This is a genomic window from Meridianimarinicoccus zhengii (assembly GCF_003254465.1).
GTDB lineage: Bacteria > Pseudomonadota > Alphaproteobacteria > Rhodobacterales > Rhodobacteraceae > Meridianimarinicoccus > Meridianimarinicoccus zhengii.
The window spans coordinates 1-24,541 of sequence record NZ_QDFI01000034.1 but is presented as its reverse complement, the minus strand read 5'-3'; the positions used below and the strand labels follow the sequence as shown (position 1 = coordinate 24,541).

24 protein-coding genes and 1 tRNA gene are annotated in these 24,541 nt (G+C 68.2%); 20 read left to right on the top strand and 5 right to left on the bottom strand.

Annotated features, from left to right (window positions below):
• The first annotated feature begins 187 nt into the window (after positions 1–187).
• The 17 genes from bchF to DDE13_RS12130 all read left to right on the top strand — a co-directional run bounded on the left by bchF (position 188) and on the right by DDE13_RS12130 (position 18,033).
• Positions 188–676, top strand: coding sequence for a 2-vinyl bacteriochlorophyllide hydratase (bchF, locus tag DDE13_RS12210; RefSeq protein ID WP_111404583.1), 489 nt, complete (start codon positions 188–190; stop codon positions 674–676).
• Positions 673–1,989: a ferredoxin:protochlorophyllide reductase (ATP-dependent) subunit N gene (locus tag DDE13_RS12205; protein WP_111404561.1), complete on the top strand. Its 1,317-nt coding sequence runs from the start codon at positions 673–675 to the stop codon at positions 1,987–1,989. Before bchF ends, DDE13_RS12205 begins: the two co-directional genes overlap by 4 nt.
• Positions 1,986–3,554 (top strand): ferredoxin:protochlorophyllide reductase (ATP-dependent) subunit B, encoded by a 1,569-nt coding sequence (gene bchB / locus DDE13_RS12200; RefSeq protein ID WP_111404559.1) that lies wholly within the window; start codon positions 1,986–1,988, stop codon positions 3,552–3,554. The genes DDE13_RS12205 and bchB overlap by 4 nt, the downstream gene beginning before the upstream one ends.
• A complete protein-coding gene (locus DDE13_RS12195; RefSeq protein ID WP_111404557.1) occupies positions 3,544–7,116 on the top strand; it encodes a magnesium chelatase subunit H in 3,573 nt (1,190 codons plus the stop codon). Before bchB ends, DDE13_RS12195 begins: the two co-directional genes overlap by 11 nt.
• 136 nt (positions 7,117–7,252) lie before the next feature.
• Entirely contained in the window at positions 7,253–8,173 is a 921-nt protein-coding gene (gene bchL, locus DDE13_RS12190; protein WP_111404555.1) for a ferredoxin:protochlorophyllide reductase (ATP-dependent) iron-sulfur ATP-binding protein, read from the top strand.
• A complete protein-coding gene (bchM, locus tag DDE13_RS12185) occupies positions 8,173–8,847 on the top strand; it encodes a magnesium protoporphyrin IX methyltransferase (RefSeq protein WP_111404553.1) in 675 nt (224 codons plus the stop codon). The genes bchL and bchM overlap by 1 nt, the downstream gene beginning before the upstream one ends.
• Positions 8,844–10,271 (top strand): PucC family protein, encoded by a 1,428-nt coding sequence (locus DDE13_RS12180; RefSeq protein ID WP_111404551.1) that lies wholly within the window; start codon positions 8,844–8,846, stop codon positions 10,269–10,271. The genes bchM and DDE13_RS12180 overlap by 4 nt, the downstream gene beginning before the upstream one ends.
• 43 nt (positions 10,272–10,314) lie before the next feature.
• Positions 10,315–11,085, top strand: coding sequence for a photosynthetic reaction center subunit H (gene puhA, locus DDE13_RS12175; RefSeq protein WP_111404549.1), 771 nt, complete (start codon positions 10,315–10,317; stop codon positions 11,083–11,085).
• 17 nt (positions 11,086–11,102) lie between these two features.
• The gene (gene puhB, locus DDE13_RS12170; RefSeq protein ID WP_111404547.1) at positions 11,103–11,741 is read left to right on the top strand and encodes a photosynthetic complex putative assembly protein PuhB; all 639 of its coding nucleotides are present in this window, start codon (positions 11,103–11,105) and stop codon (positions 11,739–11,741) included.
• A 13-nt stretch (positions 11,742–11,754) separates the two neighbouring features.
• A complete protein-coding gene (puhC, locus tag DDE13_RS12165) occupies positions 11,755–12,219 on the top strand; it encodes a photosynthetic complex assembly protein PuhC (RefSeq protein WP_111404545.1) in 465 nt (154 codons plus the stop codon).
• A 24-nt stretch (positions 12,220–12,243) separates the two neighbouring features.
• Entirely contained in the window at positions 12,244–12,540 is a 297-nt protein-coding gene (locus DDE13_RS12160; protein ID WP_111404543.1) for a hypothetical protein, read from the top strand.
• On the top strand, positions 12,537–13,688 hold the full coding sequence (gene acsF, locus DDE13_RS12155) for a magnesium-protoporphyrin IX monomethyl ester (oxidative) cyclase (protein ID WP_235868683.1): 1,152 nt from the start codon (positions 12,537–12,539) through the stop codon (positions 13,686–13,688). The genes DDE13_RS12160 and acsF overlap by 4 nt, the downstream gene beginning before the upstream one ends.
• Positions 13,688–14,503, top strand: coding sequence for a putative photosynthetic complex assembly protein PuhE (gene puhE, locus DDE13_RS12150; protein ID WP_111404539.1), 816 nt, complete (start codon positions 13,688–13,690; stop codon positions 14,501–14,503). The genes acsF and puhE overlap by 1 nt, the downstream gene beginning before the upstream one ends.
• On the top strand, positions 14,493–15,707 hold the full coding sequence (gene hemA / locus DDE13_RS12145) for a 5-aminolevulinate synthase (RefSeq protein WP_111404537.1): 1,215 nt from the start codon (positions 14,493–14,495) through the stop codon (positions 15,705–15,707). The genes puhE and hemA overlap by 11 nt, the downstream gene beginning before the upstream one ends.
• A 66-nt stretch (positions 15,708–15,773) precedes the next feature.
• Positions 15,774–17,093 (top strand): cytochrome-c peroxidase, encoded by a 1,320-nt coding sequence (locus DDE13_RS12140; protein ID WP_111404535.1) that lies wholly within the window; start codon positions 15,774–15,776, stop codon positions 17,091–17,093.
• A gap of 38 nt (positions 17,094–17,131) precedes the next feature.
• On the top strand, positions 17,132–17,632 hold the full coding sequence (locus DDE13_RS12135) for a HugZ family pyridoxamine 5'-phosphate oxidase (protein WP_111404534.1): 501 nt from the start codon (positions 17,132–17,134) through the stop codon (positions 17,630–17,632).
• Positions 17,629–18,033 carry a hypothetical protein gene (locus tag DDE13_RS12130; protein WP_111404533.1) on the top strand — a complete coding sequence of 135 codons (405 nt, stop codon included), beginning with the start codon at positions 17,629–17,631 and terminating at the stop codon, positions 18,031–18,033. Before DDE13_RS12135 ends, DDE13_RS12130 begins: the two co-directional genes overlap by 4 nt.
• A gap of 3 nt (positions 18,034–18,036) precedes the next feature.
• Here the strand turns inward: DDE13_RS12130 and DDE13_RS12125 are convergent, their stop codons facing one another.
• On the bottom strand, positions 18,037–18,597 hold the full coding sequence (locus tag DDE13_RS12125) for a hemerythrin domain-containing protein (protein WP_111404532.1): 561 nt from the start codon (positions 18,595–18,597) through the stop codon (positions 18,037–18,039).
• Between the two features lie 90 nt (positions 18,598–18,687).
• On the opposite strand from DDE13_RS12125, the gene DDE13_RS12120 reads away from it, so the two are divergent.
• Entirely contained in the window at positions 18,688–19,263 is a 576-nt protein-coding gene (locus tag DDE13_RS12120; protein WP_111404530.1) for a histidine phosphatase family protein, read from the top strand.
• 60 nt (positions 19,264–19,323) lie between these two features.
• On the opposite strand, the gene tig is transcribed toward DDE13_RS12120, so the two are convergent.
• The 4 genes from tig to DDE13_RS23670 form a co-directional block, all read right to left on the bottom strand.
• Positions 19,324–20,655, bottom strand: coding sequence for a trigger factor (gene tig, locus DDE13_RS12115; RefSeq protein WP_111404528.1), 1,332 nt, complete (start codon positions 20,653–20,655; stop codon positions 19,324–19,326).
• 27 nt (positions 20,656–20,682) lie between these two features.
• Positions 20,683–20,767: transfer RNA gene (locus DDE13_RS12110), tRNA-Leu, on the bottom strand.
• Between the two features lie 98 nt (positions 20,768–20,865).
• Positions 20,866–21,729 (bottom strand): NAD(P)H-hydrate dehydratase, encoded by an 864-nt coding sequence (locus DDE13_RS23675; protein WP_328587843.1) that lies wholly within the window; start codon positions 21,727–21,729, stop codon positions 20,866–20,868.
• Positions 21,726–22,388 (bottom strand): NAD(P)H-hydrate epimerase, encoded by a 663-nt coding sequence (locus DDE13_RS23670; protein WP_162630969.1) that lies wholly within the window; start codon positions 22,386–22,388, stop codon positions 21,726–21,728. Before DDE13_RS23670 ends, DDE13_RS23675 begins: the two co-directional genes overlap by 4 nt.
• Before the next feature lie 148 nt (positions 22,389–22,536).
• On the opposite strand from DDE13_RS23670, the gene DDE13_RS12100 reads away from it, so the two are divergent.
• Both DDE13_RS12100 and glnA read left to right on the top strand, forming a co-directional pair.
• Positions 22,537–22,875, top strand: a complete 339-nt coding sequence (locus DDE13_RS12100; RefSeq protein ID WP_111404526.1) for a P-II family nitrogen regulator — start codon at positions 22,537–22,539, stop codon at positions 22,873–22,875.
• 50 nt (positions 22,876–22,925) lie between these two features.
• On the top strand, positions 22,926–24,332 hold the full coding sequence (gene glnA, locus DDE13_RS12095) for a type I glutamate--ammonia ligase (RefSeq protein ID WP_111404524.1): 1,407 nt from the start codon (positions 22,926–22,928) through the stop codon (positions 24,330–24,332).
• The last annotated feature ends 209 nt before the right edge of the window (positions 24,333–24,541 follow it).

The window sequence follows — 24,541 nt, the reverse complement described above, 5'->3', positions numbered from 1 at the left end:
TGGACATTTCGCGGGCCGAAACGCGGTGTCGAAATATTTGTCATTTAGTAGCAGCACTTTAAAAGAAATCCGCCGCGATGCGTGACGTCTGGCGAACCGACGATGTCCGGACAAAGCTGTAAGTTATAGTTGACACATTCCCGAGCCGGCTCCAATGTTCATGACAAGCCCGGACGTGGAGTCGCCCTTGCCTGCCACCGCAAACAACAAGACCGCCAGATCGCCGCTCTATGACGCGGACCAACGCGCGCGCCGGGACGGCACGGTCTGGACCCTGATCCAGGGCATCCTCGCCCCGGTTCAGTTTCTCGTGTTTCTCGTGTCGCTGGCGCTTGTGCTCCGGTTTCTCGCCACCGGCGCGGGCTACGACATCGCCACGGCGTCGATCCTCGTGAAGACCGGCTTTCTCTACCTCATCATGGTGACCGGTGCGATCTGGGAAAAAGTCGTTTTCGGCCAGTATCTTTTCGCCCCGGCCTTCTTCTGGGAAGACGTCTTCAGCTTCGGCGTGATCGCGCTGCACACCGCTTATGTCTGGGCGCTGCTGACGGGCGCGCTGCCGCCCGTGCCGCTGATGCTGCTCGCGCTCGCAGCCTATGCGGCCTATGTCGTCAACGCGGCGCAATTCCTGCTGAAGCTGCGCGCAGCACGGCTCGATGCAGGAGCCGTGGCATGACCGATTATGCACCCATTCCCGCCGCCAAGGGCTGCCGCGACACGCCCGTCCTGCGCGAGCGCGGCCAGCACGAGGTCTTCTGCGGCCTGACCGGAATCATCTGGCTGCACCGCAAGATGCAGGATGCCTTCTTCCTCGTGGTGGGCTCGCGCACCTGCGCGCACCTGCTGCAAAGCGCCGCGGGGGTGATGATCTTCGCCGAGCCGCGCTTCGGCACCGCGATCCTCGAAGAGGGCGATCTGGCCGGCATGGCCGACGCGCAGGACGAGATCGACCGGGAGGTCGCGCGCCTGCTGTCGCGCCGCCCCGACATCCGGCAGCTTTTTCTCGTGGGGTCCTGCCCGTCCGAGGTCATCAAGCTGGACCTCGCCCGCGCCGCCGAACGGCTGAGCGGCCAGTTCGCGCCCCATGTGCGTGTCCTGAGCTATTCCGGCTCGGGCATCGAGACGACATTCACGCAAGGCGAGGACGCCTGCCTTGCCGCCATGGTGCCCGTGCTGCCCGAGACGGAGGCACGCGAGCTGGTCATGGTCGGCGCGCTGCCCGATGTCGTCGAACAGCAGGCACTGGGGCTTCTGGGCGCGATGGGCATCGGCCCCGTACGGGTGCTGCCCAGCCCGCGCGCGGCGGACTATTTCGGGCTCGGCCCGAACACGGTCTTCGCGCTGACCCAGCCTTTCCTTGGCGACACGCATGCCGCGCTGGTCCGCCGCGGCGCGCGCCACATCCCCGCACCCTTCCCGCTGGGCGAGGAAGGCACGACCGGCTGGCTTGCCGCAATCGCGCGCGAATTCGGCGTGGATGCCGCGCTGTTCGACGCCGTCACGGCCGCCCCCCGCGACCGGGCCCGCCGGGCCGTGGCGCAGGCCGCCGAACCGCTAGCGGGCAAGTCGGTGTTCTTCATGCCCGACAGCCAGCTGGAACTGCCCCTCGCCCGGTTCCTCGCGCGCGAATGCGCCATGACCCCGATCGAGATCGGCACGCCCTTCCTGCACCGCGAGTTGATGGCACCCGAGCTGGATCTGCTGCCTGCGGGTCCGCGCCTTGCCGAAGGGCAGGACGTGGAAAAGCAGCTCGACCGCGTGCGCGGCGACCGCCCCGACCTGACGGTGTGCGGGCTCGGCCTCGCCAATCCGCTGGAATCCGAGGGGCTGACCACGAAATGGGCGATCGAACTGGTGTTCACGCCCGTGCATTTCTACGAACAGGCGGGCGACCTTGCCGGGCTCTTCGCGCGTCCGTTGCGCCGCCGCGCGGCCCTGCGGCTCGATACGGCCCAGCCCCCAGCGGCATTGGCGGAGGCGCGGCGATGAAACTGTCGGTCTGGACCTACGAAGGCCCGCCCCATGTGGGCGCGATGCGCGTCGCCACCGGGATGACCGGGCTGCATTACGTGCTGCACGCACCGCAGGGCGATACCTATGCCGACCTGCTGTTCACCATGATCGAACGGCGCGACCACCGCCCGCCCGTGACCTACACCACCTTCCAGGCGCGCGATCTTGGCGCGGACACGGCGGACCTGTTCACCGCCGCCGCCAAGGCCGCCTATGCGCGGTTCAAGCCGCAGGCGATGATCGTGGGCGCCTCCTGCACGGCGGAGCTGATCCAGGACGATCCCGGCGGGCTTGCCGCGGCGATGGACATTCCCGTGCCCGTCATTCCGCTGGAACTGCCGTCCTACCAGCGCAAGGAAAACTTCGGCGCGGACGAGACGTTCTTCCAGATCACCCGCGCGCTGGCCCGGCCCTGCGACCGCACCGCGCGGCCATCGGTCAACCTGATCGGGCCGACGGCGCTGGGGTTCCGGCACCGCGACGACATCACCGAACTGACGGGCCTCTTGATGGACATGGGCGTCGCCGTGAACGTGTGCGCCCCGATGGGCGCCTGCCCCGCCGATATCACCCGGCTCGGTGCGGCCCATGCCAACGTGCTGATGTATCCCGAAACGGGCGAGGCCGCCTGCCGCTGGATGGAGCGCGAGCTTGGCCAGCCCTTCACCAAGACAGTGCCCATCGGCGTCGGCGCGACCCGCGATTTCGTTGCCGAACTGGCCGGGCTGCTGGGCATGCCCGCGCATCTCGATGAATCCCGCCTGCGCCTGCCCTGGTATTCGCGCAGCGTCGACAGCACCTACCTGACCGGCAAGCGGGTCTTCATCTTCGGTGACGGCACCCATGTCGCCGCCGCCGCCCGCATCGCACGCGACGAAATGGGGTTCGATGTCGCGGGTGTGGGCTGCTACAACCGTGAAATGGCCCGTCCGATCCGCGCGCTGGCGAAGGATTACGGGGTCGAAGCGCTGATCAGCGACGATTACCTGGAAGTCGAGGAACGGATCGAATCGCTCGCGCCCGAGATGATCCTCGGCACCCAGATGGAACGCCATATCGGCAAGCGGCTGGGCATCCCCTGCGCCGTGATTTCGGCACCCGTGCACGTGCAGGACTTCCCCGCGCGCTATTCGCCGCAGATGGGGATCGAGGGCGCGAACGTCATCTTCGACACCTGGGTGCATCCGCTGGTGATGGGGCTGGAAGAACACCTGCTGCACATGTTCCGCGAGGATTTCGAGTTCCACGACGCTGCCGGGGCCAGCCATCACGGCGGCAAGGCGGTGGCGCGCAGCGCCGAAGGCGATGCGGCGGCTGACGGGGGCTCGATGCCCCCCGAGGCCGCGCCTGCTGCCGAAGGTCCGGACACCGGCACCGACGTGCTGGTCTGGCTCGCCGAGGCCGAGCGCGAGTTGAAGAAGATCCCCTTCTTCGTGCGCGGCAAGGCGCGGCGGAACACGGAAAGCTTCGCGGCCCAGAAGGGTCTGCGCGAGATCAGCGTCGACACGCTCTACGAGGCAAAGGCCCACTATGCGCGATGACACCATGATACGCGACGGCCAGCCCGGCTACCGGATCGTCATCCTGACGCTCGACGCCCATGCGGCGGGACCCTGCGCGCGGGTGGCCGAGCGGCTGGCGGGCGACTTCCCGGGCCTGTCGCTCAGCGTGCATGCGGCGGCGGAATGGGGCGAATGCCCCGACAGCCTCGTGCGGGCAAAGATTGCCATCGCCAGTGCCGACATCGTCATCGCCAACCTGATCTTCCTCGACGAACATATCCAGGCGATTCTGCCCGATCTGGAGGCGCGCCGCCCCCAGTGCGACGCCGTGGTCGGCATGATCGCCGACGCGCAGATCGTGAAGCTGACCCGCATGGGCAGCTTCGACATGGCCGCGCCGCCTTCGGGCATGAGCAAGCTGATGAAGCGGCTGCGCGGGTCGTCGAAACCTTCCACCGAAAGCGGCGCGCGCAAGATGCAGATGCTGCGCCGCCTGCCCAAGATCCTGAAATACATCCCCGGCAAAAGCCAGGATCTGCGCGCGTGGTTCCTGTGCATGCAGTACTGGCTGGGTGCGTCGGACGACAACATCGAGGCGATGGTGCGGTTCCTCGTGTCACGCTACAGCCACGAGAGCGCGTGGCGCGGCGTGTCGGCCCCGGCGCCCATCGAATACCCGGATGTGGGTCTCTATCACCCCGACCTGCCCGCGCGGATCACCACCGACCCGGCGGACATCCCCGGCCCGGCGAACCCGGTCGCCACCGTGGGGCTGCTGATGATGCGCTCCTACGTGCTGGCGTCGGACACGGCCCATTACGACGCGGTCATCCGCGCGTTGGAAGCACGGGGCCTGCGCGTACTGCCGGCCTTCGCGGGTGGGCTCGACGGGCGGCCCGCCATCGATGGCTTTTTCCGCAACGGAGCGACAGCCAAGATCGACGCGCTGCTGTCGCTGACCGGCTTCTCGCTGGTGGGGGGACCTGCCTATAACGACAATCCCGCAGCGCTCGAGGTGCTGGGCGCGCTCGACATTCCCTACATCGCGGCACACCCGCTGGAGTTCCAGACGCTGGGACAGTGGGCGGCCTCGCCCAGCGGGCTGGGGCCGATCGAGACGACGATGCTGATCGCGCTGCCGGAACTGGACGGCGCGACCAATCCCACGGTCTTTGCCGGACGGCACGGGCTTGGCGGCTGCACGGGCTGCGCGCATCGCTGCCAGGCCGCGGGCACCGACCGCGCCATGGCGCCGTGCCCCGAGCGGATCGAGCACCTGACCGCGCGGGTCGCACGGCAGGCAGCGCTGCGTCGGTCGCGCGTGGCCGAGCGCCGCGTCGCCATCGTGCTGTTCGGGTTTCCGCCCAACGCAGGCGCCGCGGGCACTGCCGCCTATCTCGATGTCTTCCGGTCGCTGCACCACACGCTGCACGCGATGCAGGCCGAAGGCTACGACGTGACCCCGCCCGAGACGGTCGAAGACTTGCGCGAGGCCGTTCTGGCCGGCACCGCCAGCCGCTATGGGCAGGAAGCGAACGTCGCCGCCCACGTCCCCGCCGACGACATGGTCCGCGACACGCCGTGGCTGTCGGAAATCGAATCCGCCTGGGGCCCCGCACCGGGCCGGGCGCAGTCCGACGGGCGCGGCGTCTTCGTGCTGGGCGCGCAGTTCGGCAACGTCTTCGTCGGCCTGCAACCCGCCTTCGGCTATGAGGGCGACCCGATGCGCCTGCTGTTCGAACGCGGCTTCGCGCCGACCCATGCCTTCGCCACCTTCTACCTGTGGCTGCGCAACAGCTTCCGCGCGGATGTGGTCCTACATTTCGGCATGCACGGCGCGCTGGAATTCATGCCGGGCAAGCAGGCCGGGCCGGGCGCGGGCTGCTGGCCCGACCGGCTGATCGGCGACATGCCCAATGTCTATCTCTACGCCGCGAACAACCCGTCCGAGGCGACGCTGGCCAAGCGCCGCACGGGCGCCGTGACGGTCACGCACCTGACGCCGCCGCTGGCGCAGGCCGGGCTCTACAAGGGGCTGGTCGAGTTGAAGGACAGCCTGACGCGCCTGCGCGGCACCGATCCGGACGCGCCGGAACGGGCCGAACTCGCGGCACTCGTGGCCGAGCAGGCCGCCGCCGTGGACATGGACGGCAGCGACCCCGACCGGCTCTGGCTGCGCCTGCTGGAGGCCGAGGACGCGCTGATCCCCGAAGGCCTGCACGTGCTGGGCAGGCTTCTGAGCGATACCGCCCGCGCCGACCATGTCGCGCGTCTGGCCGACGCGGACGATGCCACCCGTGCACGGGTCGATGCGGCGCTCCAATCGGACCCGGAAACCCCGGCGCTGCTGCGCGCGCTTGGCGGGCGGTATATCCATCCCGTGCCCGGCGGCGACCTGATCCGCTCACCCGAAATCGTGCCGACCGGGCGCAACATCCACGCTTTCGACCCGTTCCGGATGCCCACAGCTTTTGCCTGCCGGGACGGCGCGCGGCAGGCGCAGCTTCTGCTCGACACCCACCCGACCGTGCCGCGCACCGTGGCGCTGGTGCTGTGGGGGTCGGACAACATTAAGTCCGACGGCACGCCCATCGGGCAGGCGCTGGCGCTGCTGGGCGCGCGGCCCCGCTTCGACGCCTTCGGGCGGCTGGCGGGCGCGGACCTGATCCCGCTGGCCGAGCTTGGCCGGCCGCGCATCGACGTGGTGATGACCCTGTCGGGCATCTTCCGCGACCTGCTGCCGCTTCAGACCCGGCTGCTGGCCGAGGCCGCGCTGAAGGCCGCGCAAGCCGATGAACCGGAGGCGATGAACTTCATCCGCGCCCATGCGCTGGATTACGCCGCCAAGATGGGCGTCGACATGGAAACCGCGGCCCTGCGGGTCTTTTCCAACGCCGAAGGGGCCTATGGGTCCAACGTCAACCAGCTTGTGGACAGCTCCGCCTTCGGGGAAGAGGACGAGTTGGCCGATGCCTACGAGGCGCGGAAATCTTTCGCCTACGGCGTCAACGGCAAGGCCACCCAGAACACCGCCCTGCTGCAACGCGCGCTCAAGGACGTGGACATCGCCTATCAGAACCTCGAAAGCGTGGAACTGGGCGTGACCTCGGTCGATCACTATTTCGACACGCTGGGCGGGATCAGCCGCGCGGTGAAGCGCGCCCGCGGCGGGCAGGAGGCGGCGGTCTATATCGGCGACCAGACCCGCGGCACTGCCAAGGTTCGCACCCTGTCCGACCAGATCGCACTCGAAACCCGGTCGCGCGCGCTCAACCCGAAATTCTTCGAGGCGCTGCTGGACCACGGTGCCGAGGGCGTGCGCCAGATCGAGGCGACGGTGACCAACACCGTGGGCTGGTCGGCCACGACGGGCCAGGTGGAACCCTGGGTCTACCAGCGGATTTCCGAAACCTTCGTGCTCGATGCGGCGATGCGCAAGCGGATGGCGGAACTCAACCCCGCCGCTTCGGCCCGGATGGCGAACCGCCTGATCGAAGCGCATGACAGGTCCTACTGGCAACCCGACGACGCGACGCTGGCCGCGCTGCAGGATGCAGCGGACGCGCTTGAAGACCGGCTGGAAGGGATCGCGGCAGAATGACCGACCATCGCCACCAGCTTCGACACTCCGATCCCGCAGGCCGCCCGCACGGGTGCGCACGGGACCAACACCGACCGAACGGGAGGCTTTCATGAGCCCATTGGACAGCAAGCAACCGCCCGCATCCCGCGCCGCGATGCGCGAAGCCGCCGGGCTGGAGGCACGCCGCGTGTCCTCCCCGCCGGTTCTACGCGGGCAGGATGGCGAGGGATCGGTGCAGGTGCACCAGGACGCCGACATGAAGATCGAGGGCGCCAAGGTCTTTGCCGTCTACGGCAAGGGCGGGATCGGCAAGTCCACGACCAGCTCCAACCTGTCGGCGGCCTTTGCCTCGCTCGGCAAGCGGGTGCTGCAGATCGGCTGCGACCCCAAGCATGACAGCACCTTCACGCTGACAGGACACCTGCAGCCCACGGTGATCGACATCCTCAAGGACGTGGATTTCCACGCAGAGGAACTGCGCCCCGAGGATTTCGTGACCGAAGGCTGGGGCGGCGTGATGTGCGTCGAAGCGGGCGGGCCGCCCGCGGGCACTGGCTGCGGCGGCTATGTCGTGGGCCAGACCGTGAAGCTGCTCAAACAGCACCACATGCTGGACGACACCGACGTGGTTCTATTCGACGTGCTGGGCGACGTGGTCTGCGGCGGCTTCGCGGCCCCCCTGCAGCACGCCGACCGCGCGGTGATCGTCACCGCCAACGATTTCGACAGCATCTATGCCATGAACCGCATCATCGCCGCGGTGCAGGCGAAGTCCAAGAACTACAGCGTGCGGCTGGCGGGCTGCATCGCCAACCGGTCCGAGACGACCGAGGAGATCGACCGCTATTGCGAGAAGGCGGGTTTCAACCGGATCGCACACATGCCGCCGGTGGATGCGCTGCGCCGGTCGCGGCTCAAGAAGAAGACCCTGTTCGAGATGCCGGACGAGCCGGACATCCTGACCTGCCGCGCCGAATACCTGCGGCTGGCGCAGGCGCTTTATGACGGGACCGAGCCGACGAACCCGCAATCCCTGCCTGACCGGGATATTTTCGAGCTGCTGGGATTCGATTGATGAGCTATGACGCCACACGCCTGCGGGTCGAGGATTATTTCGACCGCACCGCCACGGATGTCTGGGCGCGGCTGACCTCGGACGCGCCGGTATCGCGCATCCGGGCGACGGTGCGTGCCGGGCGCGACCGGATGCGGGCGATGCTGCTGGCGTCATTGCCGGACGACCTGACCGGGGCGCGCGTGCTGGATGCGGGCTGCGGTGCGGGGCAGATGACCGCCGAGCTGGCCGCGCGCGGGGCGAACGTGGTGGCCGTTGATATCTCGCCCGCGCTGATCGACATCGCGCGCGACCGGCTGCCCGGGGCGCTGGCGGGGCGCGTGACCTTCGCGGCGGGCGACATGCTCGATCCCACGCTGGGACGCTTCGACAATGTCGTGGCGATGGACAGCCTGATCTATTACACTGACGCGGATATCGCCGCGGCGATGGCGGGACTGACTCCGCGGGTGGCAAGCTCGGTCGCGTTCACCGTCGCGCCCCGCACCGCCCTGCTGATGGCGATGTGGCGGGCGGGCAAGCTGTTTCCCCGCGCCGACCGCGCGCCCGTGATGGTCCCCCACTGCCCCGAACGGCTGGCCGCCACGCTGGGCAGGCAGGCGACAGCAGTCCGCGACCTCGGGCGCGTCCACAAAGGGTTCTATTTCAGCCACGCGCTGGAGATCCGGCCATGACCACCGCCGCGCCCACACGTCCGCGCCTGTCGCGCTTCCTGCCGTTCTCGGACGCGGCGAGCGACGACCTGCCGCTGGGCCAGCTTCTGCGGCTGTCGCTCTTCCAGGTGTCGGTGGGCATGGCGTCGGTGATGCTTCTGGGCACGCTCAACCGCGTGATGATCGTGGAGTTGTCGGTGCCCGCGATGATCGTGGCGGTGATGATCGCGCTGCCGGTGCTGGTCGCACCCTTCCGCGCGCTTCTGGGGTTCCGGTCCGACACGTATCGGTCGGCCATCGGGTGGAAGCGCATCCCTTATCTGTGGTTCGGCTCGCTGTGGCAGATGGGCGGGCTTGCCGTCATGCCCTTCGCGCTGATCGTGCTGTCGGGCGACCAGACGCTCGGCCCGGCTTGGGCGGGCGAGGTTCTAGCGGCGCTTGCCTTCCTGATGACCGGCCTTGGCCTGCACATGACCCAGACCGCCGGTCTGGCGCTCGCCGCCGACCGCGCGACGGACGAAACCCGGCCGCGCGTCGTGGCGCTGCTCTATGTCATGTTCCTGCTGGGCATGGCGGTGTCGGCCGTGGTGATCGGCTGGCTGTTGAAGGATTTCGGCCAGATCCGGCTCGTGCGCGTGGTGCAGGGCGCTGCGGCGACGGGCATCATCCTGAGCCTGATCGCCTTCTGGCGGCAGGAACGGGTGCGCCCGATGTCCAAGGCCGAGCGCGAGGCGCCGCGGCCGCTCTTCCGCGACGCATGGGCCGATTACATGCGCGGCGGCACCGCCGGACGGCTGCTCGCGGTCGTCTTCGTGGGCACCATGGCGTTCAACATGCAGGACGTGCTGCTGGAACCTTACGGCGGCGAGGTTCTGGGCCTGTCCGTGTCGGCCACGACGCTGCTGACGACAGTCTGGGCGGGTGGCGCGCTTCTGGGCTTCGCGCTCGCGGCCCGGCGGCTCGCGGCACGGGCCAATCCGTATCGCATGGCGGGCAGCGGTATCCTTGTCGGGATCGTCGCGTTCAGCGCGGTGATCTTCGCCGGCCCGCTCGGCTCCACCACGATGTTCTTCGCCGGTGCCGGGCTGATCGGCTTCGGCGCGGGCTATTTCGCCGTCTCGACACTGACCACGGCCATGACCATGCCGGAAACCGGCCGCGCGGGCCGCGGCCTCGCGCTTGGCGCATGGGGGGCCGCGCAGGCCACCGCCGCGGGGCTGGCCATCGCCATCGGCGGCGGGGTGCGCGACTGGGTGAACGGCATGGCGCTGTCCGGCGATCTTGGCGTGGCGCTCCAGACCGCCAGCACCGGCTACTCGGTCGTCTACCATATCGAGATCGGCCTTCTCTTCGTCACGCTCGTCATTCTCGGGCCGCTGGTGCGCCACGCCGCGGCCACCGACCCGACACCCGCCCGCATCGGTCTGGCGGATTTCCCGACCTGACCCCGCCCCGAACAACACGACACCATCCGGAAGGACCTAGACCATGGACTACTACATCACCGGCAATCTCGACCTCGCCAGCGTCGCGCTGTGGCTGTTCACGGCCTTCTTCGTGGGGCTCGTGATCTACATCCAGCGCGAGAACATGCGCGAAGGCTTCCCGCTGGAAAACGACGACGGGAAGCCCAATTCCAGCCTCGGCCTGCCGATGCCGGAACCCAAGACCTTCAAGCTGGCCCATGGCCGTGGCGAGGTCAGCTATCCCAACGGCCAGACCGACCCGCGCAACAAGGATCTGGCACTCAAGCGAACCCACAACTCGGACGGCTTCCCGTTCGAACCCACGGGCGATCCGCTGGCCGATGGCGTCGGCCCCGCAAGCTGGTGCGCGCGCCGCGATGTGCCGGAACTGGACGGCCACGGCCACCCCAAGATCATCCCCATGGCCGCGTCGGAGCATTTCATGGTGTCCGCCGGGCGCGATCCCCGCGGCATGAAGGTCGAAGCGGGCGACGGCGTGATCGTCGGCAAGATCAGCGACATGTGGGTGGACGAACCCGAGCAGCTGGTCCGCTATCTCGAGATCGAACTGGACGCGGATCATGGCAACGGCAAGCGGCTGGTGCCCATGACCTTCGCCAAGATCACCGGCGGCCGCGTGCGCATCCACGCCATCTTCGGCCACCACTTCGCCGCCGTGCCCGAGACTGCGTCACCACGTCAGGTCACGATGCTCGAAGAAGAGAAAATCTCGGCCTACTATGGTGGCGGAAAGCTCTACGCTTCGGCCGCGCGGCTTGAACCGCAACTCTGATCCAGGAACCCACCGCGATGCCCCATGACGATTTCGCCTTCGAGCCCGTGAAGGGCCTGCCCGAACTCCCGCCCGAGGGCGAACACCTGCTGTGGCAGGGCCGTCCCGACGCCTGGGCGCTGATCCGGGATTCCCTGAACCTCGGCTGGGTGGCGGCCTATTTCGTCGTGCTGGCCCTTTGGCGGTTCATCGCGGTGGTGGACCTGATGCCCCTGGACAAGGCGGTTGCGGCCGCCCTGCCCTTTCTCATCCTCGGTGCGATCGTCTGCGCGCTTCTGGCCATGGTCGGCTGGGTGCAGGCGCGCACCACCGTCTACACGATCACCAACCGCCGGGTCGCCATGCGCATCGGCGCCGCGCTGACCGTGACGCTCAACATCCCCTATTCGCGGATCGAAAGCATCGACATGGACCGGCGCCGCAACGGCACCGGCACCATCGCGCTACGCACCACTGACCGGATGCCCGTGGGCTTCATCATGTGCTGGCCCCATGTGCGCCCGTGGCATTTCAGCCGCCCCGAACCCGCCCTGCGCTGCATCGCCGATGCCGACGGCGTGGCCCGTATCCTCGCCGAAGCCGCGGAGGCGCAACTGGCGACCCCCACGGTCACGCGCCACCCCGCCCCCGGCAGCGCCGCCGTCGCGGCCGAGTAAGGAGAGACCGACAATGGCCTTTTCCCCGCAGAACCAGGAACGCACGATCATGGACGACTCGAAGGTGCCCACCTTCCTCGTCAAGATCATGTTCGGGATGGTGCTGACCTGCCTCGTGCTCGTGACCGCGCACACGGTGCTGGACCGGCCGAGGGTCGCGACGCCCCCGGTGGTGCCGGTGGCGCAACAGCGGGTCATCTATCTTGACGGATCGATGGACGGCTCCGCGACCGTCCGCGCCGAAGACGGCACGATCCTCGCCGATCTCGCCCCCGAACGGGGCGGGTTCATCTCGGGTGTCTGGCGCGTGCTGCAACGTGAGCGCGCCAAGCACGGGGTCGCCGCCGATGGCCCCGTCATCCTGACCCGCGGCACCAACGGACGCGTCGCCCTGCTCGACCCGTCCACCAACTGGAGCGCCGACCTGATGGGGTTCGGCGCGGACAACACCAGAGCCTTCGCAACGCTTCTGGACTGACGCCACGCCTAGGGAGGGAACCCCATGGGACTACTGACACGAGAGGTTGAACGCGCACCCTGCACGGTCGAGATCAGCCACAAGTTCGAAAGCCTGCACGCGCATGTGCGTTTCGACAACGGGGCGGTGATCTACCCCGGAGACGAGGTGAAAGTGCACGGACCCGAGATCATGGCGCCCTTCGGCGAGATCGTGATCGAACAGCGCGACGCGACGATCGTCCGCGCGAGCAAGCTGGAACGCTTCTGGACCCGGATGACCGGTGATCTCGAGGTGATGGAGCTGTGCGAGTTCTCCTTCAGCGACGAGGTGACGCTATGAACATGCAAGCATCCGTCGGCGCCCGCCCCGAAGGCGCGACCCACACCGCCGACGCCACCACCGCCGAGGAAAGCATCGCGATCCAGGAAAAGCAGGCCGAGTTCGACAGCAAGGCCGCGACCGATCTGGCGATGCAGAACACGCTGCTGACCCCGCGCTTCTACACCACCGATTTCGACGAGCTTGACGCGATCGACGTGACCCCGGTGCGCGAGGACTGGGACAAGCTGATCGCGCAGATGGTGGCCGACCCCAACAAGGGCCATTTCAAGAAGAACGCGGATTGGGACACGGTCGACTGGGACAACATGGACCCGGTGCTGAAGAAGGAATTCATCGACTTCCTCGTTTCGTCCTGCACCGCCGAGTTCTCGGGCTGCGTACTCTACAAGGAAATGAAGCGCCGCGGGTCCAACAAGGACATCACGCAGCTCTTCCAGCTGATGGCCCGCGACGAGGCCCGGCACGCGGGCTTCATCAACGACGCGCTGCGTGAAGCGGGCGTGGCGGTGAACCTTGGTTTCCTGACGCAGAAGAAGAAATACACCTATTTCCGGCCGAAGTTCATCTACTACGCGACTTACCTGTCGGAAAAGATCGGCTATGCCCGGTACATCACGATCTACCGGCATCTCGAAAAGCACCCGGAACACCGGTTCCACCCGATCTTCAAGTGGTTCCAGGAGTGGTGCAACGACGAGTTCAGCCATGGCGAAGCCTTCGCGCTGCTGATGAAAACCGACCCCAAGCTGACTTCCGGCGGCAACAAGCTGTGGATCAAGTTCTTCCTCACGGCGGTCTATGCCACGATGCATATCCGCGACCACCAGCGCCCGGCCTTCCACGCCGCCCTTGGCGTCGATCCGGACTGGTACGGGCACGAGGTCTTCACCAAGACGTCCGAACTGACCAAGCAGATCTTCCCGCTGACGGTGGATATCGACCATCCGCGCTGGAAACGGAACCTCGAGACGCTCAAGACCGTGAACGCGGACATCGCAGCGGCCAAGGCGCGCGGCGGGGTTTCGGGCTGGCTGGCCAAGACCTGGGGCTCTGCCCGTGCGGCGCTGGCCTTCGCGTCGCTCTACACGATCCCGTCCAAACCCAACTCGCCGCCCGCCTCCGTGCGGCTGGAGCCCGCGTACTGATGCTCGCCAACCCCTGGATCGCGGCGCTTGTCGCCCTGTTCGTCTGGTGGTTCTCCACCGGGGCGATCCTGGCGGCGGTCAAGTGGTCCGACCGCCACAGCGCGCGCGCAAGCTTCGCCTGCGCGCTGGGGGGGCTGCCGATGCTGGGCCTCGGCATCTGGGGCTATACCGTGACGCTGGCCGACGGTTCGGTCGCGGGGGTGTACTGGGGGTTCCTTTCGGCACTGGCGATCTGGGGCTGGATCGAGCTGGCTTTCCTCACGGGTCAGATCACCGGCCCCAACCGCTATCCCTGCCCCAAGGACACGCCGGGCTGGGAACGCTTCCTGCGCGCCTGGGGCACCATCGCCCATCACGAGGTGCTGCTGGTCACCGCCATGGTGCTGCTGGCCGTCGCGGGCTGGGACGCCGACAACATAGCCGGGCTATGGACCTTCGTCGTGCTGTTCTTCGCGCGCGTCTCGGCGAAACTGAACCTGTTTCTGGGCGTGCCGCGCATCAACGTGGATTTCCTGCCCACGGCGCTCGCGCATCTGCCGAGCCATTTCCGCATCGCGCGGATGAACTGGGTCTTCCCGGTTTCGGTCTCGGCCCTGACCTTTGCCGCGGGCTGCTGGCTGGAACGGCTCGCCACGGCGACCACACCGGCCGAAACCGTGACATTCGCGCTGCTCGCGGCGCTGACGGGGCTTGCCGCCCTCGAACACTGGCTGATGGTGCTGCCGCTGCCGGATGAGAAACTCTGGCGCTGGATGCTGCCCGCGCCCGAAACCAACAAGAAAGAACTGAGGCCGGAGGACGCCCATGGACTATGATGCCCTTTTCACCGAACAGCTCGACGCCCTTCGGGATGACGGCAATTATCGCGTCTTCGCGGAACTGGAACGGCGCTGCGGCGACTTTCCCCGTGCCGCCTGCCACGACGATGCCAGCCCGGACGAGGTGACGGTCTGGTGTTCCAACGACTATCTCGGCATGGGCCAGCACCCCGCCGTGCGCGAGGCGATGAAGCACGCCATCGACACCTGCGGCGCGGGCGCGGGCGGCACGCGCAACATTTCCGGCACCACCCATGAACACTGCCTGCTGGAAGCCGAACTCGCGGACCTGCACGGCAAGGATGCGGCCCTGCTGTTCACGTCCGGCTACGTGTCGAACTGGGCAGCACTGTCCACGCTGGGATCGCGCCTGCCGAACGCGGTGATCCTGTCCGACGCGCTCAACCACGCCTCCATGATCGAGGGCATCCGCCATTCCCGCGCCGACAAGCGCATCTGGAACCACAACGACCCCGAGGATCTGGACCGCAAGCTCGCGGCCCTGCCCGAGGGATCGACCCCGATCGTGGCCTTCGAGTCGGTCTATTCCATGGACGGCGACATCTGCCCGATGCAGGAAATCGTCGAGGTCGCGGAAAAGCACGGCGCGATGACATATCTCGACGAGGTGCACGCGGTTGGCCTCTACGGTCCGCGCGGCGGCGGCATTTCGGAACGCGAAGGGCTGGCCGACCGCATCACCCTGATCGAGGGCACGCTGGGCAAGGCGTTCGGCGTGATGGGCGGCTACGTGACCGGCTCTGCGGCGCTGTGCGACTTCATCCGCTCCTTCGCGTCGGGCTTCATCTTTACCACCGCCCTTCCGCCCGCCGTGGCCGCGGGCGCGCGCGCGTCGATCCAGCACCTCAAGGCAAGCCAGATGGAACGCGCCCGCCAGCAGCGGCAAGTCGCGCAACTGCGCGCCAAGCTCGATGCCGCGGGCATTCCGCACATGGACAACCCGAGCCACATCATACCCGTGATGATCAAGGACCCGGTCAAGTGCCGGATGCTGGCCGACATCCTGATGCAGGATTTCGGGATCTACGTGCAGCCGATCAACTACCCCACCGTGCCCAAGGGGACGGAGCGTCTGCGCTTCACCCCCGGCCCGCTGCACACGGATGCCGATATCGACCATCTCGTTGCCGCGCTGAACTCCCTCTGGAGCCAGTGCGCCCTGTCGCGCGCCGTGGCCTGACACCCCCGCCCCCGCCCATCACGGCGGGGGCTGGTCTTTGCCGCCCGTCGCGCGCATGGTCGTGCCATGATCCGCCCGTTGCTCGCCTTGCTGCTTGCCCTGCTGCCCGCCACGGCGTTCGCGGACATGCCGCGCGCCCTGACCGATGCCGACTACCTGCCCGTCAACCGGGCCGAGGCGAATCTGGGCTGGCACCTGTTCTACGACCCGATCCTGTCGGGCAACCGCAACATTTCCTGCGCCACCTGCCACCACCCGCGCTTCGCCACCGGCGACGGGGTGTCGCTGTCGCTGGGCGAGGGCGGAACCGGGCTCGGCCCTGACCGGCAGCCCGTCCCCGACAACCTGCCCGAACGCCGGATTCCGCGCAATTCGCCCGCGCTCTTCAATCTCGGGGCGCGCGACCTGGCGTCGATCTTCCACGATGGCCGCGTCGAGACGGACCCGACCCGCAAGGCGGGCTTCCGCACGCCGCTGGAAGACGACATGGCCGCGGGCTTTTCCGGCATCGTGTCGGCGCAGACCATGTTCCCGGTCCTCAGCCCCGACGAGATGGCAGGCCATTACAGCGAAAACGACGTGGCACAGGCGGTACGGCAGGGCCGCATCACCGGGCCGGGCGGCGCGTGGGACATCATCGCCCGCCGCGTCGCTGCGATCCCCGCCTATGCCGACCGCTTCACAGCCGTCTATCCCCATGTCACGACCCCGGACGAGATCGGGTTCACCGACATCTCCAACGCCATCGCCGCCTTCATGGCCTTCGAATGGCGCAGCGACGACAGCCCCTTCGACCGCCACCTGCGCGGCGAGGCCCCGCTGACAGGTGCTGCGGCAAACGGCATGGCGCTCTTCTACGGCGATGCGGGCTGCGCCACCTGCCACGCGGGGCCGTTCCTGACCGACCAATCCTTCCATGCCATGGGCACCCCGCAATTGGGCCCCGGCAAGACCGCGCGGTTCGAGCAGCATGCGCGCGACGAAGGCCGCTACCGCGTGACCGGCGACCCGGCGGACCTTTTCGCCTTCCGCACGCCGCCCCTGCGCAATGTCACCCGCACCGGTCCTTGGGGCCATGCGGGCGCGCATGACGACCTGCGCGATTTCCTCGCCGCCCATGCCCACCCGAAGAGCGCGATGGACGGCTACGACCGCGACAATGCCGTGCTGCCGCCCGTGCCGGGTGCGGAGGACTGGGCGATCCTCGACACTCCGTCCGAGACCGCGGCGATCACGGCGGCGGCGGTGGACTGGCGCGCGAATGTATCCGGGGCCGATCTCGACGCGCTCCTCGCCTTTCTCCATGCGCTGACGGACCCCGCCGCCATCGACGGGCGGCTCGGCATCCCCGACGCAGTGCCCAGCGGTCTGCCCGTGGAGCGCTGACCCCTTGCACCCACCGTGCCCGCCGCTACCCTGACGCCATGGCCAAACGCGACCCCATAAACCCCACCGACGACGACGCCCGGGCGCTCGGGCGATCCCTGCTGCGCGACGCCCGCTTCGGCGCGCTCGGCGTGGTCGACCCCGCGACCGGCGCGCCGTCGGTGACGCGCGTGGCCGTGGTGCCGGGACCGGATCAGCACCCGCTGACGCTCGTGTCGGACCTGTCGTCGCATACCGGCGCGCTGCGCGCCGACGCGGCCTGTTCGCTTCTGCTGGGTGAGCCGGGGGACAAGGGCGACCCGCTCACCCATCCGCGCATCACACTCGCCTGCCGGGCGCAGTTCATCGAACACGGCGCCGACGGCTGGGATGCCTTGCGTGCGCACTACCTCGGCCTCGTGCCTAAGGCGAAGCTCTATATCGACTTCACCGATTTCAGCTTCGCCCGGCTGACCGTGACGGACGCGGCACTCAACGGCGGCTTCGGCAAGGCCTATCGACTGACGCCCGCCGATCTCGGGCTGGAGCCTGCCCCGTGATCCTGACGCTTCTGCATTACGTCGGCTTCGCGCTGGCCTTCGGCGGCGGCGCGGCGGTGCTGGTGCTGATGGCCCGCGCCAAGGCCGACCCACAGGCCGCGCCCCATGTCCGCCCCGCGATCCGGCCCATCGCCACCGTGGGCGTGTCCGCCATTGGCCTGTTGTGGCTCACGGGCATCCCGATGTGGATCACCCGCTACGGTGCGTCGATGGACCTAGGCGGAAGCTGGCATCTGAAGCTGACCGCCGCGGTGGTGCTGACCGCGCTCGCGGGCACCGCATGGGGCCGGATGCAGGCGGGCCGCCCCTTGCCGCCGCCCGTCGCGCGCACCGTGCTGATTGCCCAGTTGGCCGCCGCACTGACCTCCATGGCCGCGGCCATCGCCACCTTCGGGGGCTGACCGCTACCGCAGGCCCGTGCGCAGGATGACCGGGACGACGAGGTCCTCCTCGTCCTCCAGGTGCCGCGACAGGAGCGGCGCGAAGCGCGCAAGCTCCCCATGGAACGCGCCTACCGCGTCCCGGTCGGGCTGCCGGATGGCCGTGTTCGCCGCGGTCGTGAAGCGCGCAAGCCAGTCGTCCAGCGCATGGTGGTCGCGGTCCAGCATCTCGAAGCCGCGCAGAAGCCGCGGCTCCATCCCCTGCATCTGCGGGAAATAGACCGCGTCCTCCACCCCGTGATGTTCGTGCAGCGTGCCCACGAGCATTCCGCCCAGCCGCTGCACGCGTGCCGCATGATCCTGCGCCGACATGCCGCCGTCGAGCCGCGCCTCGGCATCGGTCTGCAATGCGTCCATCAGGCGGCGGAACAGCAGGTGACGCTCCATCCAGAACTGCGCGAGCCCGGCAAAGCCGGGATGGCTTTCCCAGCCCGCGCGCGGCAACTCGTCGGCCAGCACGCGCAGCGCATCGGGCAGGCCGGTGCGGATGCCGAGGGCAAGCGGATCGTCGGTCGAATCTGTCATGCCGCCCGATGTAGCCCCAATCCGCGGCCCTGCCCATGGCCCGCGACCCGTCCGCTGGTCGGAACCGCGCCCGCGCCTAGGTTTCCCCGCATGATCGCCCGCCGTACCTGTCTTGCCGGCCTTGCCGCCTGCGTCCTGCCCGTCGCACGCCCGGCGGCGCCCGCCGTGCCGGATGCCTTCGCCGCGGCGCTTGCCGCGCCCAGCACCCATGTCATCCTGCGCCACGCGCGGGCACCCGGAACGGGCGATCCGCCGGGGCTCCGGCTGGGCGATTGCAGCACGCAGCGCAATCTCGACAACCGGGGACGGGCGCAGGCGCGGCGGTTGGGCGATGCGCTGCGCGCCACCGGTGCGCCGTTCGACGCGGTGCTGACCTCGCAATGGTGCCGGTGCCGGGACACGGCCACGTTGCTCGCCCTCGGGCCGGTCACGGCGGAGCCGGTGCTCAATTCCTTCTTCGCGGGCCGCGGCGACCGGACGGCGCAGACCCGCGCCCTGCGCGACCTGCTGCGCGGCGCGGCGGACCGGCGGTTGGTGCTTGTCACCCATCAGGTGAACATCACCGCACTGACCGGGTCCGGCGTGGCATCGGGCGAGGCGTTCGCGATCCGCATGGGCGCGGCCGACCGGGCCGAGGTGCTGGCCCGCGTCCTGCCCCCCGCCTGATCCACCGATGAAAAAGGGGCCGCCCGAAGGCGGCCCCGTCATCCGTGATCGCGGCTGCGATCAGATATCGTCCAGCGACTCGACCGCCTTCTGAAGGTCGTCCTTGGACACCTCCGTCTCGGTCACGCTCGCCAGTTCGAAGATGTAATCCACAACCTTGTCCTCGAAAAGCGGCGCGCGGATCTGCTGCTGCATCTGCTGGTTCTGCTGGATGAACTCGAAGAACTGCCGCTCCTGCCCCGGATACTGGCGCGCCTGCGCCATCACCGCCTGGGTCATCTCGGCATCGGTGACCTGGATCTCCTGCTTCTGGCCCAGATCGGCCAGGAACAGGCCCAGCCGCACCCGCCGCTCGCCCAGCTTGAGATGCTCCTCGGTCGGCTCCACCTCGGGGTGGTCGTGGCCGTGCACGTCCGGGTTGTCCTCGTGCCACAGTTGGTGGGCGATCTGCTTGGCCTCGGCATCGACCAGCGTCGGCGGCAGATCGAAGCTCACCATCTCGTCCAGCCGGTCCAGCAGGTGGCGCTTCATGACCGACCGCGCGGCGTTCGCGTACTCGGCTTCAAGCCGCTCGCGGATCTGGCCCTTCAGCGCGTCCAGATCCTCCGCGCCGAACTTCTTGGCCAGCTCGTCGTCGATCTCGGCCACCTTCGGGGCCTTCACCGCCTTCACGGTGCAGTCGAACACGGCTTCCTCGCCGGCCAGGTTCTCGGCCTGGTAATCCTCGGGGAAGCTGACCGTCACGGCCTTTTCCTCGCCCGCCTTCACGCCGACAAGCTGTTCCTCGAAACCGGGAATGAAGCTGTTCGACCCCAGCGTCAGCGGATAATCCTCCGCCGCACCGCCCTCGAACGCCTCGCCATCGACCTTGCCGACGAAATCGATCACGACTTGGTCGCCATCCTCCGCCGCGGCACCGTCTTCCTTGTCCTCGAAGGATTGCGCGGTCCCGGCCAGGCTCGCCAGCGCCTCGTCCACCGACGCGTCATCGGCTTTCACGACCATCTTTTCCAGCGCGATGCCCGACAGCTCCACCTCGGGGATCTCGGGCAGCGCTTCGTAGTTCAGCGCCACGACCACGTCGTCGCCTTCCTTCCACGCCTCGTTGGTCATCTTGACCTCGGGCTGGAGCGCGGGCCGGTCGCCCGTGTCCTCGAAATGCTGCGACATCGCGCCGTCGACGGCTTCCTGCATCGCCTCGCCCAGCACCTTCGGGCCGAACTGCTTGCGCAGCAGCGCCATCGGGACCTTGCCCTTGCGGAAGCCCTTCATCTCGATCTGGGGCTGCGCCTCGGCCAGTTTCTCGACAACCTTGGCGTCAAGCTCGGCGGCGGTAAGCGTGATCTCGTAACCGCGCTTGAGCCCGTCCTTCAGGGTCTCGGTGACCTGCATGTCGTTTCGTCCTCTTTCCCATGTCCATGGTGCGGGTGGAGGGACTTGAACCCCCACGCCTTGCGGCGCCAGAACCTAAATCTGGTGCGTCTACCAGTTCCGCCACACCCGCGAAAAGCCAGGGCGACCGCCGGGGCGGCGCCGAATTCCGCGCCTTCTAGCAAGAGCCTTCGGGGGATGCGAGGGGGAAAATCGCGCCCCCGCACGCGTTCAAAGCCCCAGATCGACCAGCACGCCGGGCAGCCGCCCGGGCAGATCCTCCGCGATCAGCCCCGGCCCCGCCGCGCGCGCCGCCGCGGCATGCAGCCACGCGCCCGCCTCGGCCGCCTGCAAGGGCGAGAAGCCGCGCGCCAGAAGCCCGGTCAGCAGCCCCGCCAGCACGTCGCCCGTGCCCCCGGTGGCCAGCCAGGGCACGGCCCGCTCCCCGGTCAGGTGCAACTCGACCATGTGGCCCGCCGGGTCCGCCGCCAGCGTCACGGCCCCCTTCAGCAGCACGACCGCGCCGCAACGCGCCGCCGCCGCGCGCACCGCCGCGCGCCGGTCGTCCAGCGACGCCCCCTTCAGCCCCGCCGCCTGTTCGGGGAAAAGCCGCGTAAATTCCCCCAGATGCGGGGTCAGCACTGCCGCCCCGTGCAGCAGCACGAACAGCGCGCGGGGGGCAGTGGCGAAGCTCGACAACGCATCGGCGTCCAGCACCACGGGCCGCCGCGCCGCCAGCGCCACGCGCACCATGTTGCGCGGCTCGGTCCCCTGTCCCAGCCCGGGGCCAAGGCACAGCGCGTTCAGCCGCGGGTCGGCCAATGCGTCTTCCAGCCCCGCCGATCCGCGCACCGGGCGCACCATCACCGATGTCATCTGCGCCGCGTTCTCGGTCAGCGCCTCGGGCGGGCAGCCCAGCGTCACCAGCCCCGCGCCCACCCGCAACGCGGCCATCGCGGCCAGCCGCGCGGCACCGCCATGGCCGGGCCCGCCCGCCAGCACGAGCGCATGGCCGTGATCGTACTTGTGCTGGTGCTCGTGCTTGGCCAACCGCGCGGCCAGCGCGGGTGACAGCGGCGGCAGCGGCGCGCTCACGCCGCCGTCCCAAGGCCGATATCCACGACCGCGACCGCAGCGCCAGCCGCGGCCAGCATCGTGTGGACAGGCTTGGGCGCGTGGAAGGTCACGGTCAGGTCGGCGTCGAACGCCGCGCCCAGCACCGCCCCGGTATCCGCATCCCGTCCCGAGGGCACGTCGACCGCGACCTTGCGCGCGGTTCGCGGCACCGCATCCAGCACCGCCGCTGCATCGCCCGCCAGCGGGCGCGACAGCCCAATCCCGAACAGCGCGTCGATCACCACATCCGCGCCCGGCATCAGCGCCGGCGCCTCGGCCAGCGGCAGCACCGCGCCAACCCCGCACCACGCAGCATGCGCCGCCGCGGCGTCCGGCGGCAGCCGCACCGGATCGCCAAGGGCGCAGACCTCCACCGTCCAGCCGCGCGCGGCCAGATCGCGCGCCATCACGTAACCGTCCCCGCCGTTGTTGCCGGGCCCGCACAGCACCACCGCCCGGTGCGCGCCCGCTGCCAGATCGGGCCAATGATCCAGCATCGCCGCCACCGCGCCGCGCCCCGCGCGATCCATCAGCACCGCCCCCGTGACGCTGCCAGATGCCATCGCCGCCGTTTCAACTTCGCGCATTTCCGCGGCACTCAGCACCGCATCGCCGCGCATCTGCGCATGTTTTTTCATTTCGTCCATTTACTAGGCGCTTTGCCTATTTTCTAACATCACATGCAGGAATCGTCCTGCCGGGGGAAACACCGAAAGCCTAGCCAATTGTGACCGCCGGGTGGAAGTGTTCTCACGTCAGCCAACGCAGGTGCGGGGGAGACGCAGCATGAAGAAGATCGAGGCCATCATCAAACCCTTCAAGCTCGATGAAGTGAAGGAAGCCCTTCAGGACATCGGCGTGCAGGGTCTGTCCGTGGTCGAAGTCAAGGGGTTTGGGCGCCAGAAAGGGCATACGGAACTCTATCGCGGCGCCGAATACGTCGTCGATTTCCTCCCCAAGGTGAAGATCGAGGTGGTTCTTCCCGACGACCAGGTCGAAGCCGCGATCGAGGCGATCCTGACCGCCGCGAAGACCGACAAGATCGGTGATGGCAAGATCTTCGTCTCCACCGTCGAACAGGCCATCCGTATCCGCACCGGCGAAGAAGGCGAAGCGGCGCTCTGACCGTCGCCCTCCGCCCGGCAACTTTTACACAGCAAGAGGACCTCACCGAGATGAGCAAGGACGCCGTACTCAAGATGATCAAGGACGAGGGTATCGAATACGTCGATATCCGGTTCACCGACCCGCGTGGCAGGCTGCAGCACGTCACGGTGATGGCGGATCAGGTCGATGAGGATTTCCTTGAAGAAGGCTTCATGTTCGACGGCTCGTCGATCGCCGGCTGGAAGTCGATCAATGAATCCGACATGAAGCTGATGCCGGATACGGACAGCGTTTACATCGACCCGTTCTACGCGGAAAAGACCCTGTGCATCCACAACTCGGTGGTGGAACCCGCGACGGGCGAACCCTATGGCCGCGACCCCCGCGGCACCGCCGAAAAGGCCGAGGCTTACCTGAAATCCTCGGGCATCGGCGATGCGGCTTTCTTCGGCCCCGAAGCGGAATTCTTCCTGTTCGACGACGTGCGCTTCTCGGTCAGCATGAACAAGGTGTCCTACCAGGTCGACGCGCAGGACGGCGCGTGGAACTCGGATACCGAGTACGAGATGGGCAACATGGGCCACCGCCCCGGCATCAAGGGCGGCTACTTCCCCGTGAACCCCACCGATGACGCGCAGGACATCCGGTCTGAAATGCTGTCCACCATGAAGCGGATGGGCATGAAGGTGGACAAGCACCACCACGAAGTGGCCTCCTGCCAGCACGAACTCGGCCTGATCTTCGGCACGCTGACCAAGCAGGCCGACGAGATCCAGAAATACAAGTACGTCGTGCAGAACGTGGCCCAGGCCTATGGCAAGACCGCGACCTTCATGCCCAAGCCCATCTCGGGCGACAACGGCACCGGCATGCACGTGAACATGTCCGTGTGGAAGGACGGCAAGCCGCTCTTCGCGGGCGACAAGTATGCCGACCTGTCGGACGAGGCGCTCTACTACATCGGCGGCATCCTGAAGCACGCCAAGACCCTGAACGCCTTCACCAACCCGTCGACCAACAGCTACAAGCGCCTGATCCCCGGCTTCGAAGCGCCGGTGCTGCGCGCCTACTCGGCGTCGAACCGGTCCGGCTGCGTGCGCATCCCCTGGGCCGAAAGCCCCAAGGCCAAGCGCGTGGAGGCCCGCTTCCCCGACCCGGCGGCGAACCCCTATCTGGCGTTCTCGGCGCTGCTGATGGCCGGGCTCGACGGGATCAAGAACAAGATCCACCCCGGCGAGGCGTCCGACAAGGACCTCTACGACCTGGAGCCAGAGGAACTGGCCGGCATCCCCACCGTCTGCGCGTCCCTGCGCGAGGCGCTGGAATGCCTGGAGGCGGATCACGAATTCCTGCTCGCGGGCGACGTGTTCACCAAGGACCAGATCGAAGGCTATCTCGCGCTCAAGTGGGAAGAGGTCTACGCCTTCGAACACACCCCGCACCCGGTCGAATTCAAGATGTACTACAGCTGCTGACCGGCAGGCACAGACACGGGAAAGGGGCGCGCGAGCGCCCCTTTTTCATGCCCGTGCGCCCCACGAACCGCCACGAAAAAGGGGCACCCGACGGATGCCCCCGCGCGATGGCGCGCCGGGCTCGACCCGGCGCCTCCCCGCACCCGCCGCGGCTCAGGCCGCCTTGCGCGACCGTCCGCCACCATTGCCGCCGCCGCCACGGGCACGGC